This window comes from Burkholderia sp. 22088 (assembly GCF_052045915.1).
GTDB classification, from domain to species: domain Bacteria; phylum Pseudomonadota; class Gammaproteobacteria; order Burkholderiales; family Burkholderiaceae; genus Burkholderia; species Burkholderia cepacia.
The window spans coordinates 110,200-125,855 of sequence record NZ_JBQEPY010000026.1 but is presented as its reverse complement, the minus strand read 5'-3'; the positions used below and the strand labels follow the sequence as shown (position 1 = coordinate 125,855).

The following is a 15,656-nucleotide window of genomic DNA, read 5'->3' as shown; positions in this document are numbered from 1 at the left end:
GGATGCGGACATCCTGCCGCGCGGTGCCGCCGACGTGGCCCGTTGCGAGCCCGTATACAGGCACGTTCGCCTGTTTGGAAAAAAATCATGCGTGGGGCTGACCCCCGGAAGGGCCGATCGCCGCGTCATGCTCCTCGCGAATACGTCGAGTAATCGTTTCGTTTCGTCGCAATCCTTGCGCTCGGCCCTTCCGGGGGCCAGCGCAAGCCCGTTATTAGCGTGAACAGCCCCTTAGAGGTCCCGACCATGGATCGCCAGACCGTCGCGCTGCTGGGCGGCACCGGCTTCATCGGCAGCCGGCTCGTCAATGCGCTGATCGACGCCGGCAAGCAGGTACGGATCGGCACGCGCCGGCGCGACCACGCACGCCACCTGCAGATGCTGCCGGTCGAAATCGTCGAGCTCGAAGCGCTCGATACGCGCACGCTCGCGCGCTTCGTCGCCGGCGCGCACGCGGCGATCAACCTCGTCGGCGTGCTGCACGGCGGCCGCGGTACGCCGTACGGGCCCGGCTTCGAGCGCGCGCACGTCACGCTGCCGGCCGCGCTCGCGACCGCCTGCACCGAGGTGGGCGTGCAGCGCGTGCTGCACATGAGCGCGCTCGGCGCCGATTCGCATGGCGCGAGCATGTACCAGCGCTCGAAGGGCGACGGCGAGGCCGCGCTGCATGCGATCGCGGCGACCGATTCGCTCGCGCTGACGATCTTCCGCCCGTCGGTCGTGTTCGGCCCCGGCGATGCATTCCTCAACACGTTCGCGAACCTGCAGCGCACGGTGCCCGTGCTGCCGCTCGCGATGCCCGACGCGCGCTTCCAGCCCGTGTTCGTCGGCGATGTCGTGCGCGCGTTCGTCAACACGCTGGATCTCGCGGCCGCGCACGGCAAGACCTACGAACTCGGCGGCCCGACCGTCTACACGCTCGAGCAGCTGGTGCGCTATTGCGGCACGCTGGTCGGCCGGCAGGCACGCATCGTGCGGCTGCCCGACGCGCTCGCGCGGCTGCAGGCGAGCGTGTTCGAATGCCTGCCCGGCGAGCCCGTGCTCACGCGCGACAATCTCGCGACGATGTCGGTGCCGAACGTGCTGTCGGGGCCGCTCGCGCCGGAGCTCGGGATCTCGCCCGCGAGTCTCGAAAGCATCGCGCCCGCGTATCTCGGCCAGGCCGCGCAGCGGTCCCGGTTCGACTGGTTCCGCTCGCGCCGCTAGGCCGGCCCGGGCGCCTTCGTTCAGCTTCGTCCTTTTCACCTTGTCGTTTTCCGGAACACCGTCATGAAACTCGTCATTGGAGACAAGAACTACTCGTCGTGGTCGATGCGTCCGTGGCTGCTGCTCGCGCATTTCGGCATCCCGTTCGACGAGATCGCGATCGAGCTGCGCCACGACGACACGGCCGCACGCATCCTCGAGTATTCGCCGTCCGGCAAGGTGCCGTGCCTGATCGACGACCACGGCGTCGCGATCTGGGATTCGCTCGCGATCGCCGAGACGCTCGCCGAACGCTATCCGCAGTTTCCGATGTGGCCGGCCGATCCGCTCGAGCGCGCGCATGCGCGCTGCGTCGCGGCCGAGATGCATGCGGGCTTCGCGGCGCTGCGCACGCAGATGGGCATGAACGTGCGCGCGTCGATGCCGGGGCGCGGTGCGACGCCGGATGCGCTCGCCGACGTCGCGCGCATCGACGCGTTGTGGAGCGCGTGCCTCGAGGCGTCGGGCGGGCCGTTCCTGTTCGGCGAATTCGGGATTGCCGATGCGATGTACGCGCCCGTCGTGATGCGCTTCAACACGTACGCGCCGGGCCTGTCGCCGGACGCGGCCGGTTATGCGGCCCGCGTGACGGCGCTGCCGGCCGTCCAGCGCTGGATCGACGCCGCGCGCCGTGAAACGAACGTGATCGCCGAATTCGAACCGCAGCCATGAACATCTACGCTGTAGGCGGTGCGATCCGCGACGAATTGCTCGGCGTGCCCGTGCAGGACCGCGACTACGTGGTGGTAGGCGCGACCCCCGAGCAGATGGCCGCGCAGGGTTTCCGGCCGGTGGGCAAGGATTTCCCGGTCTTCCTGCATCCGCGGACGCAGGAGGAGTACGCGCTCGCGCGCACCGAGCGCAAGACGGCGGCCGGTTATCACGGCTTCCAGTTTCATTACGCGCCGGACGTGACGCTCGACGAGGATCTCGCGCGGCGCGACCTGACGATCAACGCGATGGCGCGCGAGGTCAGCCCGGAGGGCGAGCTGGTCGGGCCCGTGATCGACCCGTTCGACGGGCAGGCCGACCTGCGCGCGCGCGTGTTCCGCCATGTGAGCGATGCGTTCGTCGAGGATCCGGTGCGGATCCTGCGCATCGCGCGCTTTGCCGCGCGGTTCGCGGATTTCACGGTCGCGGACGAAACGCTCGCGCTGATGCGGCGGATGGTCGACGCGGGCGAGGTCGATGCGCTCGTGCCCGAACGCGTCTGGCAGGAAATCGCGCGCGGGCTCATGGAGGTGAAACCGTCGCGGATGTTCGCGGTGCTGCGCGAGTGCGGCGCGCTCGCGCGCATCCTGCCCGAAGTCGATGCGTTGTGGGGCGTGCCGCAGCGCGCCGACTACCACCCGGAGGTCGACACCGGCGTGCACGTGATGATGGTCGTCGACCATGCGGCGAAGCAGGGTTATTCGCTGCCGGTGCGCTTCGCGGCGCTCACGCACGATCTCGGCAAGGCGACGACGCCTGCCGACGTGCTGCCGCGCCATATCGGCCACGAGGGGCGCAGCGTCGACCTGCTCAAGCCGTTGTGCGAACGGCTGCGCGTGCCGAACGAATGCCGCGATCTCGCGCTCGTGGTCGCGCGCGAGCACGGCAACCTGCATCGCGTGATGGAGATGGGCGCGGCCGCGCTGGTGCGGCTGTTCGAGCGCAGCGACGCGCTGCGCAAGCCGGCGCGTTTCGCCGAGATGCTGCAGGCGTGTGAATCGGATGCGCGCGGGCGGCTCGGGCTCGATACGCAGCCGTATCCGCAGGCCGAGCGGCTGCGTGTCGCGCTCGCGGCCGCGCGCAGCGTCGACGCCGGCGCGATCGCGCGCGGCATCGGCAACGACACGGAGAAGATCCGGGAGGCCGTGCATCGCGCGCGGATCGAGGCCGTCGCGCAGGCGCTCGAGATCGGCGAATAACGGCGGCGGGAAGGGCGCGCGTCGCGCGCCTGCAAAGCCGTTACGGCTTCTTCTTGCGTGCCGGCTTGGCGGCCGCCACGCGTTTGCCGGCGGCCGCGCGCGGCTTGGCTGCCGCCTTCTTGTCCTTTTTCACGGTGCCGGCGGCACGATCGCGATCCGCCCGTTCGGGCGCCGGCCCGCGGCGGCCCGTGCGCGGTTCGCCCGCCGCGGCGCGCGCGACGGGGGCCGGTTTCGCGGTGTCCATCGTCGCGGACACGAACCCGGCGCGACGGTCGTCGAACAGCGGCAGCGTGCCGACTGCGATCACCTCGGCCGGCCCGTCGCCCACGTTGGCGACCCGATGCCGCTTGCGCGCATCGAAGTGCAGCGAGTCGCCGGGCGACAGCGGGTAGTTCTTCCTGCCGATCGTGAAGCAGATCCGGCCGGCCAGCACGTACACGAATTCGTCGCCGCCGTGCGCCACCCATTCCGAGCGGTAGCCTTCCATCATCCGCACCTTGAGCGCGTTGATCTGGCTGCCGTCGAACGTGGTGGACAGGCGTTCGTACCATTGCGACGTGGCGTCGAGCGCGTACGCCTTGCGGCTGCCCTCGTGCGAATCGGGCTGCGCCTGGCGCGGCTGGTCGATCAGCGCGCCGAGCGGCACGTCGAGCGCCTTCGCGACGTTGACGAGCGACGACAGCGAGATGCCCGTGAGATGGCGCTCGACCTGGGACAGGAACCCGACGGACAGTTTCGCTTCGGTCGCGACTTCCAGCAGCGTCTTCTTCGCTTCCCGGCGCAGGCGGCGAATGCGCTGGCCGATACGCATGATGTCTGAATCCATGAATCTCTTTCGCGGCAACGAATCGGGAGGCGGGCGGACGGGCGGTGCAGTCGCCGGACAGGGAATTCCGCGCACCGCACGAAGCACGGCCGCCGGGGCGGCGATGCCGGCGCATTGTACCGCGCGGTGCCGCCGGACGAACGCCCGCTGTGCAGGGATCCGCAAGCGTCATGCCGATTTTAGCCCTACGAAAATTTCAGCTTGACCTCGATTTCAGCGTGCTCTAGATTCTGTCGCGCGCATCAAAAAAAGTTAAGTGAGACGAAAATTTTTTTAAGGGCCTGCCGCCGGGACGGTACGGCGGCCCGGCGTCGTGCCGCGCCGGGTCGAGCGTCGACCGTGCAGCGGCGCCGGGCCGCGTCAGGCCTGCTTCAAGCCTGCTTTGGGCCTGTACCCCGCCGCGTCACCGCCGGCCGCCGACAACAATGCATAACGGGCTTCCGATGATCGATCGACTGAAATACAGCTTCTCCGGCCTTCCCCCGTACGACGCGTCCGTCGTCGACACGCAGGCGGGCCTGTCGCGCCTGCTCGACGCCGCGCGGCTCGACGCGGTACTGGTCACGTCGCAGGACGAATACGTGACCGAGTACCTGCCGCGCAGCAACAACCCGCGTTATGCGCTGTCGGGCTTCGACGGTTCGGCCGGCTGCGGGATCTTCCTGAGCGCGGCGACCGCGCAGGCGCTCGGCGTGCCGCCGTTCGTGCTGTTCGTCGACGGTCGTTATCACCTGCAGGCCGAGCAGCAGTGCGATCCGGCGCGCGTGCGCATCGAGAAGCTCGGGATGAACGTGACGATCTGGCAGGCGATGGCCGACTGGCTGGTGGCGCACGGGAGCCGGCTCGCACGGGTCGGCTACGACGCGCGGCGGATCAGCGTCGCGCAGCGCGATCGCCTGTTCGAGCAGACGCAGGCCGCGTCGCTCGACTGGACGAGTCTCGCCGATCGCGAGATCGATCTCGCGATCGCGTTGCCGGGCTGGGTCGTCGAGCGGCCGATCTTCGAGGTGCCGGAAGCGATGACCGGCCTGAGCGTCGCGCAGAACCTCGACGCGCTGAACCGCAAGCTCGCCGCGCATACCGGTGCGCCGGACGGCAGGACCGCCTTCTTCACCTGCGCATCGGACGACCTCGCGTATCTGCTGAACAGCCGCGGTTATCACATCCCGAATGCGTCGTCGCACCTCGGCTTCCTGTTCGCGGTGGGCGGGCAGGTGGCGTTGTTCCTGCCGGAAGGCTGCGACCGCTGCGAGGTCACGCTCGAGTCGTATCCGGCGCTGCACGTGATCCGGCGCGATGTCGCGGCGCTCGAGCGCTTTCTCGCGCCGTTCGCGGTCGATCACGTGTGTTACGGCTTCGAATCGGTGAACTGCGCGCTCGTCGACGCGGTGAAGCGGGTGTGGCCGCAGGCGCGGCATGCCGACTTCAACCCGGTCGAGGCGATGCGGGCCGGCAAGACGCCGGCGGTGCTCGACCGGTTCCGCGACGCGTTTGCGCGCAGTTCCGCGGCGATCGCCGAGACGATGCGCTGGGCGAAGACGGGCGAGCCGGGCGTGCGCCATACCGAATACGACCTGGCGCGCGCGATCAACGATGCATACGCCGCGCGTTCGGCGGTTGCGCTGACGTTTCCGTCGATCGCCGCGAACGGCGCGAACAGCGCGTTCGCGCATTACACGGCGGCGAGCGCCGACGTCGAGCTGACGGAAGGCGAACTCGTGCTGCTCGACAGCGGCGCGTATTACGAAGCCGGCTTCGCGACGGACTGCACGCGCGTGGTGCTGCGCCGGACGTACCCGGATACGGTCGCGCAGCCGTGGCAGCGCGAGATCTACACGGTCGCGCTGAAGGCCTGCATCAAGGGGCTCGTCACGCGCTTCCCGAGCACGGCAAAGGGCGGCGACGTCGATGCGCTCGTGCGGCAGGTGTGCCGCGATCACGGCCACGATTTCGGCCACGGCACCGGGCACGGCGTCGGGATTCACGTGCACGAGGGCGGCGTGCGGTTCGCGCCGGGCGCGCAGTACGGGCTCGTGCCGAATGCGGTGATTTCGGTCGAGCCGGGCATCTACCTGCCGGGCAAGGGCGGCGTGCGGATCGAGAACATCGTGATCATCCGTCAGGACGACGCGCAGCCGGATACCGTGACGTTCGAGAACATCGTGACGGTCGGCTACGACTGGGACCTGATCGATCTCGACCTGCTGGACGACGACGAGCGCGCGTACCTGCGCGACTACGAGCGGCTGTGCGTCGAGCGCGGCACGCAGGTCACCGCGTGTCCGCTGCTGTAGGCACCGCCGCCCGCGCCGGTCAGTTCAGCAGGCGCGCCCGCGCGAACGGCGCGATCCGCTCGGCAAGCCACGCGTGCGTGTCGTCGGGTGCAGCGTGTCCCAGAACACGAAGCGCGCCGGGTCGCGGCAGTCCGCACGCGGCGTCTGCGCGCTCAGGTAGGTGAGCGACGACGGTTTCGGGATGTCGAGGCATGCGCGCTTCGCGTCGTCGAAGCCGTATTGGGCCGGATGGCTCAGCAGGTCGTCGAACAGCGCGTACGCGTCGAACACCTCGAGCCGCAGCGTCGCGCCGTAACGGGCGCGCAGCGCGGCGGCCGCGTCGGCGAGGCGCCGGTTGTAGTCCTTCACCTGCGCGGCGACGCTCGCCGTGTCGGTGCGCGTCGCGAACACCGGTGCGCGCGACACGTCCGGCAGCGTGACGAGCATGATCCGCGTCGCGCCGGCCGCGGCGAGCCGCTCGAGGCTGTCGCGCACCGCATTCGCCGCCTGCTCGGGCGAGCGCCCGTAGTTCACCAGGTCGTTGCCGCCCGCGAACACCGCGAACAGCGTGTTGGCGGGCCGGTAGTCCGGCGCGCGATCCATGTATTCGCGCCACGAGTCGATCTGCTGCACGAGGCCCGGCACGACGAGGTACTGGTCGGTCGCCGCGCCGCCGATCGCCCAGTTGTAGAACGGCAGCCGCAGCGCGTTCGCGAGATATTCGGCCCACACCGGGCCGTTGCTGAAGCGTCCCGCCTGCCAGCTCGTGCCGTTCGGCAGCTTCCACTGGCTCGCGTTGAACATGTTCTGCGTGTCGGACAGGCTGTCGCCGAACACGATCAGCTTGTTGACGCGTGCGTCCTGTTGCGCGGCGTCGACGGTCCACACCGTGTAGTTGAACGACAGCGCGTTGTTCGCCGCGACCGCCTGCACGAGGTCGGACCGGATACCTTTCGCGGCCAGCGTCTTGCGGCACACGTCGGCGAGCGTGTCCTGCGTCGTCGTGCTGTAGAACATGTTCTTCCACTGCGTGATGCCGTCCGCCCACCAGTAGCCGGACACGCGATACCAGTCGCCGCCGGCGGGGTCGCGCGCCCATTCGTAGGTCGCGGCCGGCTTCAGCGGATCCGCGTCGATCCGGTACCAGCAGCGCAGGTACGTGTAGGTGTCGGACCCGCGGCGCGACGCGCGCGGCGTCGCGCCGGGCGTACCCGGCGCGGCCGGCGGCACGATGTCGGGGCCGGCCGGCGACAGCGACATGTCGCCCGTCGGCACGGGCAGCGTTGCGGCGCCGGCGGCCTGCGCGGCGGAAAGCGTCAATGCGGCGCCCAGCGCCGCGACGGCGGAAACGGCGGCGCTGCGGTACGAAAACGGAATGCGGAAATATGGCATGCGGCCCTCTTCTGATTGTTGTGACGGGACGGCGGCGCGGTTGCGCAGCCGTGTATCGGAAGGGACCGTGAGTGCCGGGTTCGAGCCCGGTCTGTCGAAATGCGGGAGGCCGCGAATGGCGGCGAGGTGCTTGCTGCGAGGTACTACGAGCTGCTACGAGGTGCGGCAGGGAAGGCAGCGGCGCCGCTGCCGGTCAGTCAGTTGGTCAGTCAGTGCTTCAGCGCATGAGCGCCGACACGCGCCCGTCGGGGCCATAGACGCCGGCCGGCGCGGGCGCCGAGCGCAGTACCGCGAGCGCGCGCTCGTTGTAGTCCATCCGGATCCGGATCAGCATCCCGTTGTTCGCATTGGCCTGGCGCGCGCGTTCGGCGGCCTGTTGCAGCAGCTGCCAGCGGCCGGCGAGGCGCGCATCGCGCTCGGCGGCCTGGTCCATTCCCTTCTTGCCGGCCGGAAAGCCGAGCGCGGAAAGCTGGGTGTCGCGCGTGCGTTCGAGCTGCGCGAGCCGGTCGATCAGCTCGCTCTTCTTCTCGACGATCCCGGGCAGCATCTCGAGCGGCTGGGCCATCGTCAGCGCCTTTTCCTCGTAGGCGAGCAGGGACGCGAACGCCTCGACCGTCGCGTGTTCGTCGTTGACCGTGGCCAGCAGCTCTTCTCTCATCGCGTCATGCTCGTCGCGCCGGCGCGGGTTGGGCGCGCCGGCAAACCGGGAGACCGGGGGACCGGCCGCGAGGCCGGCTTCAGTTGCCCGGGCGCTGCTGCTGCAGCAGCTCGCGGGCGGTATTCAATACGCCGTCGGCGATCTTGTTCGCATCGATCGTCAACGTGCCGTTGTTCAGCGCGTCCTTGATCGACTGGACGAGGCCCGTGTCGATATCGGCGTTGCCGGACGCGGATACCGAACGCAACTGGCCGGACAGACCCGACAGGTTCACGGTCGTGTCGCCGCCGGTCGACCCTGCGTCGGCCGCCTGCGCGGACGAAGACGAGGCCGTGCCGGATGGCGCACGGGTCGCGCCGTTGCCGGTCGGCGCCAGGGGGCTCGGGTTCGGAGTGGAATCGATCTTCACGATGGGTTTCCTGTTCGGTTTGACCCAGATAACGGCCGGGTCGGCCCGAACTTTAGCATCGCGAGCCCGAAATGCTCCGAATAAACAATTCTTTACATTCTTGCCGCTGGATCCGTCCCTACAGCGGAATCTCCACGGTGCCGGCGTCCTTGACGATCGCCGTGACGATCTGGCCCGCCGCCATCCGCACCCTGACCGACTGGCCGGGCGCGGCATTCGCCAGCGCGCTGCCCTCGGCCGAAATCGTGAAACCGGGCCCGGCCGCGACGACCCGCACCGTCTGGCCGGCCGACACCGACGCCGCGCTCTTCAGCAGGTCCTGCCGCAGCGGCAGCCCGGCCGAGATGCGCGCGAGCGCGGTCGAGCCGATCGCCTGCGCCGGATCGGTGATCACCGCGAGCGGCAGCACCGTCAGGTCGCCGTCACGGGCGACCAGGTCGGCCGCGGAGAGCGGCTCGCCGGGCGCGATCTGGCGCGCGGCGACGTAATAGGTGGCCTGCACGGTCACTTTCGCCTGCAGGTAGACGGTCCACGGCCGCTCGCCCGCGCAGCGCACGCCGACCGTCGTGCGGCCCCACAGGCGCGCGCCGGTCGGCATGAACGGCTCGAGCGTCGTGCATGCGGCGAGCCCGCGCGGAAACGCGGTCGTGACCGTCGCGGTGGTCTTGCCGGGCAGGCCCGCGATCTGCTGCTGGAGGAACGCGAGAGCCGCGCGGCGGATCGACTCGGGATCCTGCTGGCCGGGCGGCGTCGCGGGCTGGGCGGCATTGGCTGCATTGGCCGCCGGAGCCGCGTTGGCGGAACCCGGCGTCGCGCGCGGCGCCGGCAATGCCGACGCGGCGCGGGCGGCTGCCATGCGTGCGGCGAAGGCCGGCTGCGGGGCCGGCCGTACGGGATTCGATGCGGGTTCGGCCGTGCCGGCGACGACCGTCGCGATCGCAGTCGGATCGGCGGCACGCGGCGCGCCGTATCCGGCGTTCGCGCGGGCGGCTGCGTAGACGGGGCGGGGTGCCGGTGCGACCGCGGCAGCCGGTGGCGGGACGGTCGTCACGACCATCGTGCCGGCCGGTTGCGGCGCGTAGCCGGTGCCGGCGGCACCCGTGCCGCTCGCCGCGCGACCCGCGTCCGGCGCGAGGCCCGCACCCGGCGCCATCGCCGCATTCCCGCCGAACTGCCCGCCGCTCGCCGCATTGGCGTGCGCGAGCGCGGTTTCGGCCGTCTCGCCGCGCCCGGCAATCACGATCATCCCGTCGTCCGCGTGCGCGGCCGGGGCGGCGATCCACAGCGCCGCGGCGAGCGCAAACGCACGCGCAAACGCACGCCGGACGTGCATGAGCCGCCCGTTCCTTCCGCGAAGTGCGCTGCCAGTCATCGCCCGATCCCCGATCCGTTGCTCCGCTTCGCATTCTAGGGAGCGGGGCCGTCGCGCAAACGATGAATAGAGGGGGCCTTTGCCGCGTTATTCGCCCGATTGCCGGTTGCGTCCGGCGCCTACCATCGCTGTCATGGAAAAAAGCCTCTCGGGTCGCCATCCGGCGCGAGGGGCGTGCAGCGCTTCATACGGAGAGACGCACACATGCTGGACAAACTCGATGCGGAATTCGCGTTCGGCCGACAGGCGCTCGACGTGCGCGCCTACCGGCAGGAACTGCTGTCGTCGAACATCGCGAACTCCGACACGCCCGGCTACCAGGCCCGCGACGTCGATTTCGCGTCGACGCTCGCGCGCTCGCTGAAGCAGGCCAATGGCGGCCTCGCGCCGAGCAACGCCGCGCAACTGCCGATGACGCAGCCGGCCGGCGTGACGAGCGGTATGTCGATGGTGTCGACGGCGGCGGGCCACATGGCCGGCACCGCGAAGCTGATCCCGACGGGCGGCCCGGCGGACGACTACGGCCGCGCGCAGTACCGGATGCCGCTGCAGCCGTCGCTCGACGGCAACACGGTCGATCTCGACGTCGAGCGCGTGCAGTTCGCGAACAACGCGCTGCATTACCAGACCGGGATGACCGTGATGACCCAGCAGATCAAGGCGATGATCGCCGCGATCACGACGAACCAGTGACGGCGCGCACCGCCTCCGAATCCGAGCAAAAGGAGCTTCCATGCCTTCGTTGATGAACATCTTCGGCGTCGCCGGCTCGGCGCTGTCCGCGCAGTCGCAGCGCCTGAACGTCACCGCGTCGAACCTCGCGAACGCCGACAGCGCGACCGGCCCCGACGGCAAGCCGTACAAGGCCAAGCAGGTCGTGTTCGCGACCGACCCGATCGGCGGCGCGCGCACCGCGTCCGGCCAGGGCGTGGGCGGCGTGCGCGTGACGAAGGTGATGGACGACCCGTCGCCGATGAAGTCGACCTACGACCCGTCGAACCCGGCCGCCGACGCGAACGGCTACGTGCAGATGCCGAACGTCGACCCGGTGCAGGAGATGGTGAACATGATCTCGGCGTCGCGCTCGTACCAGGCCAACGTCGAGACGCTGAACACCGCGAAGACGCTGATGCTCAAGACGCTGACGATCGGCTCGTAAGCCGCGCGCCGACCGACCTTACAGACCCGACAGTTCCGAAAGTCCAGACAGAAGGCCACCCAGGATGACTTCCTCCAGCACGACGATCGGCAGCAACGGCACGAACGTGTCGACCCTGCCGACCGACACGATGAACACCAACAACGTGTCGTCGACCAACGGCACGTCGGCGAGCGACCTGCAGGCGACGTTCCTGAAGCTGCTCGTCACGCAGCTGCAGAACCAGGACCCGACCAGCCCGGTCGACAGTTCGCAGATGACGTCGCAGCTCGCGCAGATCAATACGGTGAGCGGCATCGCGCAGCTGAATACGTCGCTCACGTCGCTGTCGTCGCAGCTCACGGCCGGCCAGCAGACGCAGGCCGCGCTGCTGATCGGCACGAACGTGCTCGCGCCGGGCAACGCGGTCGCGGTGAAGGGCGGCGCGGCGTCGCCGTTCGGCGTGTCGCTGTCGAGCTCGGTGTCGAACCTGACGATCACCGTGAAGAACGCGGCGGGCACCGTGGTGAACACGATCAAGGCGGGCGCGCAGTCGGCCGGCACCGTGCCGTTCAACTGGACGCCGACCGACTCGGCGGGCAACGCACTGCCGGACGGCAAGTACACCGTCAGCGCGTCGTACACCGACAGCAACGGCACGCCGCAGCCGGCCACGACGCTCGCGGCCTCGACGGTGCAGAGCGTGATCAAGCAGGCGGACGGCACGGCGGGGCTCGTGCTGTCGAACGGCACGACGGTGGGGCTGACCCAGGTCGCGTCGATCTTCCCGAATACCGCGTCGTCGTCGCCCTCGTCCGGCGGCACCACCTCCAACTGATACTGATCGAGCATTCTCGAAACGGAGACCGAAATGGGTTATCAACAGGGTCTGAGCGGCCTCTCGGGTGCATCGAACGCGCTCGACGTGATCGGCAACAACATCGCCAACGCGAACACGGTCGGCTTCAAGTCGAGCACCGCGCAGTTCGCCGACATGTACGCGAACTCGGTCGCGACGTCGACCAACACGCAGATCGGCATCGGGACGCGGCTGAACTCGGTCGAGCAGAACTTCGGCCAGGGCGGGATCACCACGACGAACTCGTCGCTCAACGTCGCGATCAACGGCAACGGCTTCTTCCAGATGTCGAACAACGGCGTGACGACGTACTCGCGCGACGGCACGTTCCAGCGCGACAAGAACGGCTTCATCATCGACTCGCAGGGCCGCAACCTGATGGGCTACGCAGCCAACACGGGCGGCGTGATCAACACCGCGCAGACCGTGCCGCTGCAGGCGCCGACGACCAACCTCGCGCCGACCGCGACGACCAAGATCTCCGCGCAGTTCAACCTGAACTCGCAGGACACGGTGCCGACCAAGAAGCCGTTCAGCGCGACCGACAACACGACGTACAACTACTCGACGTCGATCCAGGTTTACGACTCGCTCGGCGGCTCGCAAGCGGTCAACATGTATTTCGTGAAGTCGGCGGCCGGCACGTGGGAAGCGTATGCGGGCGTGCAGGGCGGCGCGACGAACGACCTCGGCACGGTCACGTTCGACTCGTCGGGCGCGATCCAGAGCACGACGACGGGCACGCCGGCCACGCCGACCACGTCGCTCGGCCAGTTCCAGTTCACGGTGCCGAACACCGACGGCTCGGCGACGCCGCAGAACCTCACGCTCGACCTGACCGGCACGACGCAGTACGGCGGCAAGGACGGCGTGAACAACCTCGCGCAGGACGGCTTCGCGAGCGGCACGCTGACGACCTACACGATCGGCACCGACGGCAAGCTGACCGGCAACTACTCGAACGGCCAGACCGCCGTGCTCGGCCAGATCGCGCTCGCGAACTTCAACAACCCGAACGGGCTGGTGAACCTCGGCGGCAACCAGTACGTGGAAAGCTCCGCGTCGGGCGTGCCGCAGATCTCGGCGCCGGGCAGCACGAACCACGGCACGCTGCAGGGCAGCGCGCTCGAGAGCTCGAACGTCGACCTCACGTCGCAGCTCGTCAACCTGATCACCGCGCAGCGCAACTACCAGGCGAACGCGCAGACGATCAAGACGCAGCAGACCGTCGACCAGACGCTCATCAACCTGTAAGCGCGGATAACGGGCAGCCATGGACCGACTGATCTACACGGCGATGACGGGCGCGTCGCAGTCGCTCGACCAGCAGGCGATCGTCGCGAACAACCTCGCGAACGCGTCGACGACGGGCTTTCGCGCGCAGCTCGCGACGTATCGCGCGGTGCCGATGAATTTCGGCGACGGCAGCAACATCGACCCGACGACGACGCGCACCTACGTGCTCGCGTCGACGCCCGGCGCCGATTACGCGCCGGGTCCGATCACGCGCACCGGCAACCCGCTCGACGTCGCCGTGCAGGGCGCCGGCTGGCTGGCGGTGCAGGCGGCCGACGGCAGCGAGGCGTACACGCGCGCCGGCAACCTGCACGTCGACGAGAACGGCCAGCTCGTCACCGCGAGCAACCTGCCGGTGGTCGGCAACGGCGGCCCGATCTCGGTGCCGCCGAACGCGGAAGTGACGATCGGCAAGGACGGCACGGTGTCCGCGCTGATGCCGGGCGACCCGCCGACGGCGGTCGCGATCGTCGACCAGATGAAGCTCGTCAATCCCGATCCGGCCACGCTCACGCGCGGCAACGACGGGTTGTTCCGCACCGCCGACGGCAATCCGGCCGACGCCGACCCGAACGTGGTCGTCACGCCGAATTCGCTCGAGGGCAGCAACGTCAACCCGGTGACCGCGATGGTCGCGATGATCGACAACGCGCGCGCGTTCCAGCTTCAGTCGAAGCTGATCCAGACGGCCGACCAGAACGAGCAGTCGGCGAACCAGCTGCTCAACTTCAGCTGAGCGCCCGCGCCAGCTTACGCAGGAGAATCGACAAGTGAACCGTTCGCTCTACATCGCCGCCACCGGCATGAATGCGCAGCAGGCGCAGATGGACGTGATTTCGAACAACCTCGCGAACACCAGCACGAACGGCTTCAAGGCGTCGCGCGCGGTGTTCGAGGATCTGCTGTACCAGACCATCCGCCAGCCGGGCGCGAACTCGACGCAGCAGACCGAGCTGCCGTCGGGCCTGCAGCTCGGCACCGGCGTGCAGCAGGTCGCGACCGAGCGCCTGTACACGCAGGGCGGCCTCACGCAGACCGGCAACTCGAAGGACGTCGCGATCAACGGCGCGGGCTTCTTCCAGGTGCTGATGCCGGACGGCACGAACGCGTACACGCGCGACGGCTCGTTCCAGACCAACGCGCAGGGCCAGCTCGTCACGTCGAGCGGCTACCAGATCCTGCCGGCGATCACGATCCCGCAGAACGCGACGTCGCTGACGATCGGCAAGGACGGCGTCGTGTCGGTCACGCAGGCGGGCTCGACCAACTCGGTGCAGATCGGCTCGCTGCAGATCGCGACCTTCATCAACCCGGCCGGCCTCGAGGCGCGCGGCGAGAACCTGTTCTCCGAGACCACGTCGTCGGGCGCGCCGAACGTGTCGCAGCCGGGCCTGAACGGCGCGGGCGTGCTCAACCAGAACTACGTCGAAGCGTCGAACGTGAACGTCGTGCAGGAGCTCGTCAACATGATCCAGACGCAGCGTGCCTACGAGATCAACAGCAAGGCCGTGACGACGTCCGACCAGATGCTGCAGACCGTCACGCAGATGAAGAGCTAACCGGAAAGTCCCGTCGTCGCCATGAAGCAGGTTCGCCTCCTCCCGTCAGCCACCGTCGGCGCCGCATGCGCGGTCGCGGTGGCGGCGCTCGCCGCCGGTTGCGCGCAGATTCCGCGCGATCCGATCATCCAGCAGCCGATGACGGCGCAGCCGCCGATGCCGATGTCGATGCAGGCGCCCGGCTCGATCTACAACCCCGGCTACGCGGGGCGGCCGCTGTTCGAGGATCAGCGGCCGCGCAACGTCGGCGACATCCTGACGATCATGATCGCGGAGAACATCAACGCGACCAAGTCGTCGGGCGCGAACACGAACCGGCAGGGCAACACCGACTTCAACGTGCCGACGGCCGGCTTCCTCGGCGGGCTGTTCGCGAAGGCGAACCTGTCGGCCGCCGGCAACAACAAGTTCGCGGCGACCGGCGGCGCGAGCGCGGCGAACACGTTCAACGGCACGATCACGGTGACCGTCACCAACGTGCTGCCGAACGGCAACCTGGTGGTCAGCGGCGAGAAGCAGATGCTGATCAACCAGGGCAACGAATTCGTGCGCTTCTCGGGCGTCGTGAACCCGAACACGATCTCGGGCGCGAACTCGGTCTACTCGACGCAGGTCGCCGACGCGAAGATCGAATACTCGTCGAAGGGCTACATCAACGAAGCCGAGACGATGGGCTGGCTGCAGCGCTTCTTCCTCAACATCGCGCCGTGGTGATGACG

The 15,656-nt window shown here is 68.9% G+C and carries 17 protein-coding genes; 12 read left to right on the top strand and 5 right to left on the bottom strand.

Going from position 1 to position 15,656, the window contains the following annotated elements:
• From ACTJLD_RS37615 to ACTJLD_RS37600, 4 genes are all read left to right on the top strand, one after another.
• On the top strand, window positions 1-223 hold a 223-nt coding region (locus ACTJLD_RS37615; RefSeq protein ID WP_440661294.1), incomplete at its 5' end, for a hypothetical protein.
• 23 nt (window positions 224-246) lie between these two features.
• Window positions 247-1,206, top strand: coding sequence for a complex I NDUFA9 subunit family protein (locus tag ACTJLD_RS37610; RefSeq protein ID WP_060197830.1), 960 nt, complete (start codon window positions 247-249; stop codon window positions 1,204-1,206).
• A gap of 63 nt (window positions 1,207-1,269) precedes the next feature.
• Window positions 1,270-1,917: a glutathione S-transferase family protein gene (locus ACTJLD_RS37605; protein WP_027788912.1), complete on the top strand. Its 648-nt coding sequence runs from the start codon at window positions 1,270-1,272 to the stop codon at window positions 1,915-1,917.
• Window positions 1,914-3,155 (top strand): multifunctional CCA addition/repair protein, encoded by a 1,242-nt coding sequence (locus tag ACTJLD_RS37600; protein ID WP_027788913.1) that lies wholly within the window; start codon window positions 1,914-1,916, stop codon window positions 3,153-3,155. Before ACTJLD_RS37605 ends, ACTJLD_RS37600 begins: the two co-directional genes overlap by 4 nt.
• A 40-nt stretch (window positions 3,156-3,195) precedes the next feature.
• Here ACTJLD_RS37600 and ACTJLD_RS37595 read toward each other — a convergent pair whose 3' ends face one another.
• A complete protein-coding gene (locus tag ACTJLD_RS37595; RefSeq protein ID WP_027788914.1) occupies window positions 3,196-3,981 on the bottom strand; it encodes a helix-turn-helix domain-containing protein in 786 nt (261 codons plus the stop codon).
• A gap of 443 nt (window positions 3,982-4,424) precedes the next feature.
• Here ACTJLD_RS37595 and ACTJLD_RS37590 point away from each other — a divergent pair, with 443 nt between their 5' ends.
• Window positions 4,425-6,275, top strand: coding sequence for a M24 family metallopeptidase (locus ACTJLD_RS37590; RefSeq protein WP_440661290.1), 1,851 nt, complete (start codon window positions 4,425-4,427; stop codon window positions 6,273-6,275).
• 24 nt (window positions 6,276-6,299) lie between these two features.
• Here ACTJLD_RS37590 and ACTJLD_RS37585 read toward each other — a convergent pair whose 3' ends face one another.
• From ACTJLD_RS37585 to flgA, 4 genes are all read right to left on the bottom strand, one after another.
• A complete protein-coding gene (locus ACTJLD_RS37585; protein ID WP_440661288.1) occupies window positions 6,300-7,646 on the bottom strand; it encodes an SGNH/GDSL hydrolase family protein in 1,347 nt (448 codons plus the stop codon).
• A gap of 217 nt (window positions 7,647-7,863) precedes the next feature.
• Entirely contained in the window at window positions 7,864-8,304 is a 441-nt protein-coding gene (locus ACTJLD_RS37580; RefSeq protein WP_021163144.1) for a flagella synthesis protein FlgN, read from the bottom strand.
• A gap of 79 nt (window positions 8,305-8,383) precedes the next feature.
• Complete coding sequence (flgM, locus tag ACTJLD_RS37575) at window positions 8,384-8,713, bottom strand: flagellar biosynthesis anti-sigma factor FlgM (protein ID WP_027788917.1); 330 nt, start codon at window positions 8,711-8,713, stop codon at window positions 8,384-8,386.
• A 118-nt stretch (window positions 8,714-8,831) separates the two neighbouring features.
• Window positions 8,832-10,085, bottom strand: a complete 1,254-nt coding sequence (flgA, locus tag ACTJLD_RS37570; protein ID WP_440661286.1) for a flagellar basal body P-ring formation chaperone FlgA — start codon at window positions 10,083-10,085, stop codon at window positions 8,832-8,834.
• Between the two features lie 204 nt (window positions 10,086-10,289).
• Between flgA and flgB the strand changes: the two genes are divergently transcribed.
• The 7 genes from flgB (at window position 10,290) to flgH (ending at window position 15,651) form a co-directional block, all read left to right on the top strand.
• Entirely contained in the window at window positions 10,290-10,778 is a 489-nt protein-coding gene (gene flgB, locus ACTJLD_RS37565; protein ID WP_021164155.1) for a flagellar basal body rod protein FlgB, read from the top strand.
• 40 nt (window positions 10,779-10,818) lie between these two features.
• Complete coding sequence (flgC, locus tag ACTJLD_RS37560; protein ID WP_021164156.1) at window positions 10,819-11,244, top strand: flagellar basal body rod protein FlgC; 426 nt, start codon at window positions 10,819-10,821, stop codon at window positions 11,242-11,244.
• A 64-nt stretch (window positions 11,245-11,308) separates the two neighbouring features.
• Window positions 11,309-12,061 (top strand): flagellar hook assembly protein FlgD, encoded by a 753-nt coding sequence (locus ACTJLD_RS37555; protein ID WP_027788919.1) that lies wholly within the window; start codon window positions 11,309-11,311, stop codon window positions 12,059-12,061.
• A gap of 33 nt (window positions 12,062-12,094) precedes the next feature.
• Window positions 12,095-13,336, top strand: coding sequence for a flagellar hook protein FlgE (flgE, locus tag ACTJLD_RS37550; protein ID WP_059700411.1), 1,242 nt, complete (start codon window positions 12,095-12,097; stop codon window positions 13,334-13,336).
• 19 nt (window positions 13,337-13,355) lie between these two features.
• A complete protein-coding gene (flgF, locus tag ACTJLD_RS37545; protein WP_027788921.1) occupies window positions 13,356-14,114 on the top strand; it encodes a flagellar basal-body rod protein FlgF in 759 nt (252 codons plus the stop codon).
• 34 nt (window positions 14,115-14,148) lie between these two features.
• Window positions 14,149-14,937, top strand: a complete 789-nt coding sequence (gene flgG, locus ACTJLD_RS37540) for a flagellar basal-body rod protein FlgG (RefSeq protein ID WP_021164160.1) — start codon at window positions 14,149-14,151, stop codon at window positions 14,935-14,937.
• Between the two features lie 21 nt (window positions 14,938-14,958).
• The gene (flgH, locus tag ACTJLD_RS37535; RefSeq protein ID WP_440661283.1) at window positions 14,959-15,651 is read left to right on the top strand and encodes a flagellar basal body L-ring protein FlgH; all 693 of its coding nucleotides are present in this window, start codon (window positions 14,959-14,961) and stop codon (window positions 15,649-15,651) included.
• Window positions 15,652-15,656: the final 5 nt, after the last annotated feature.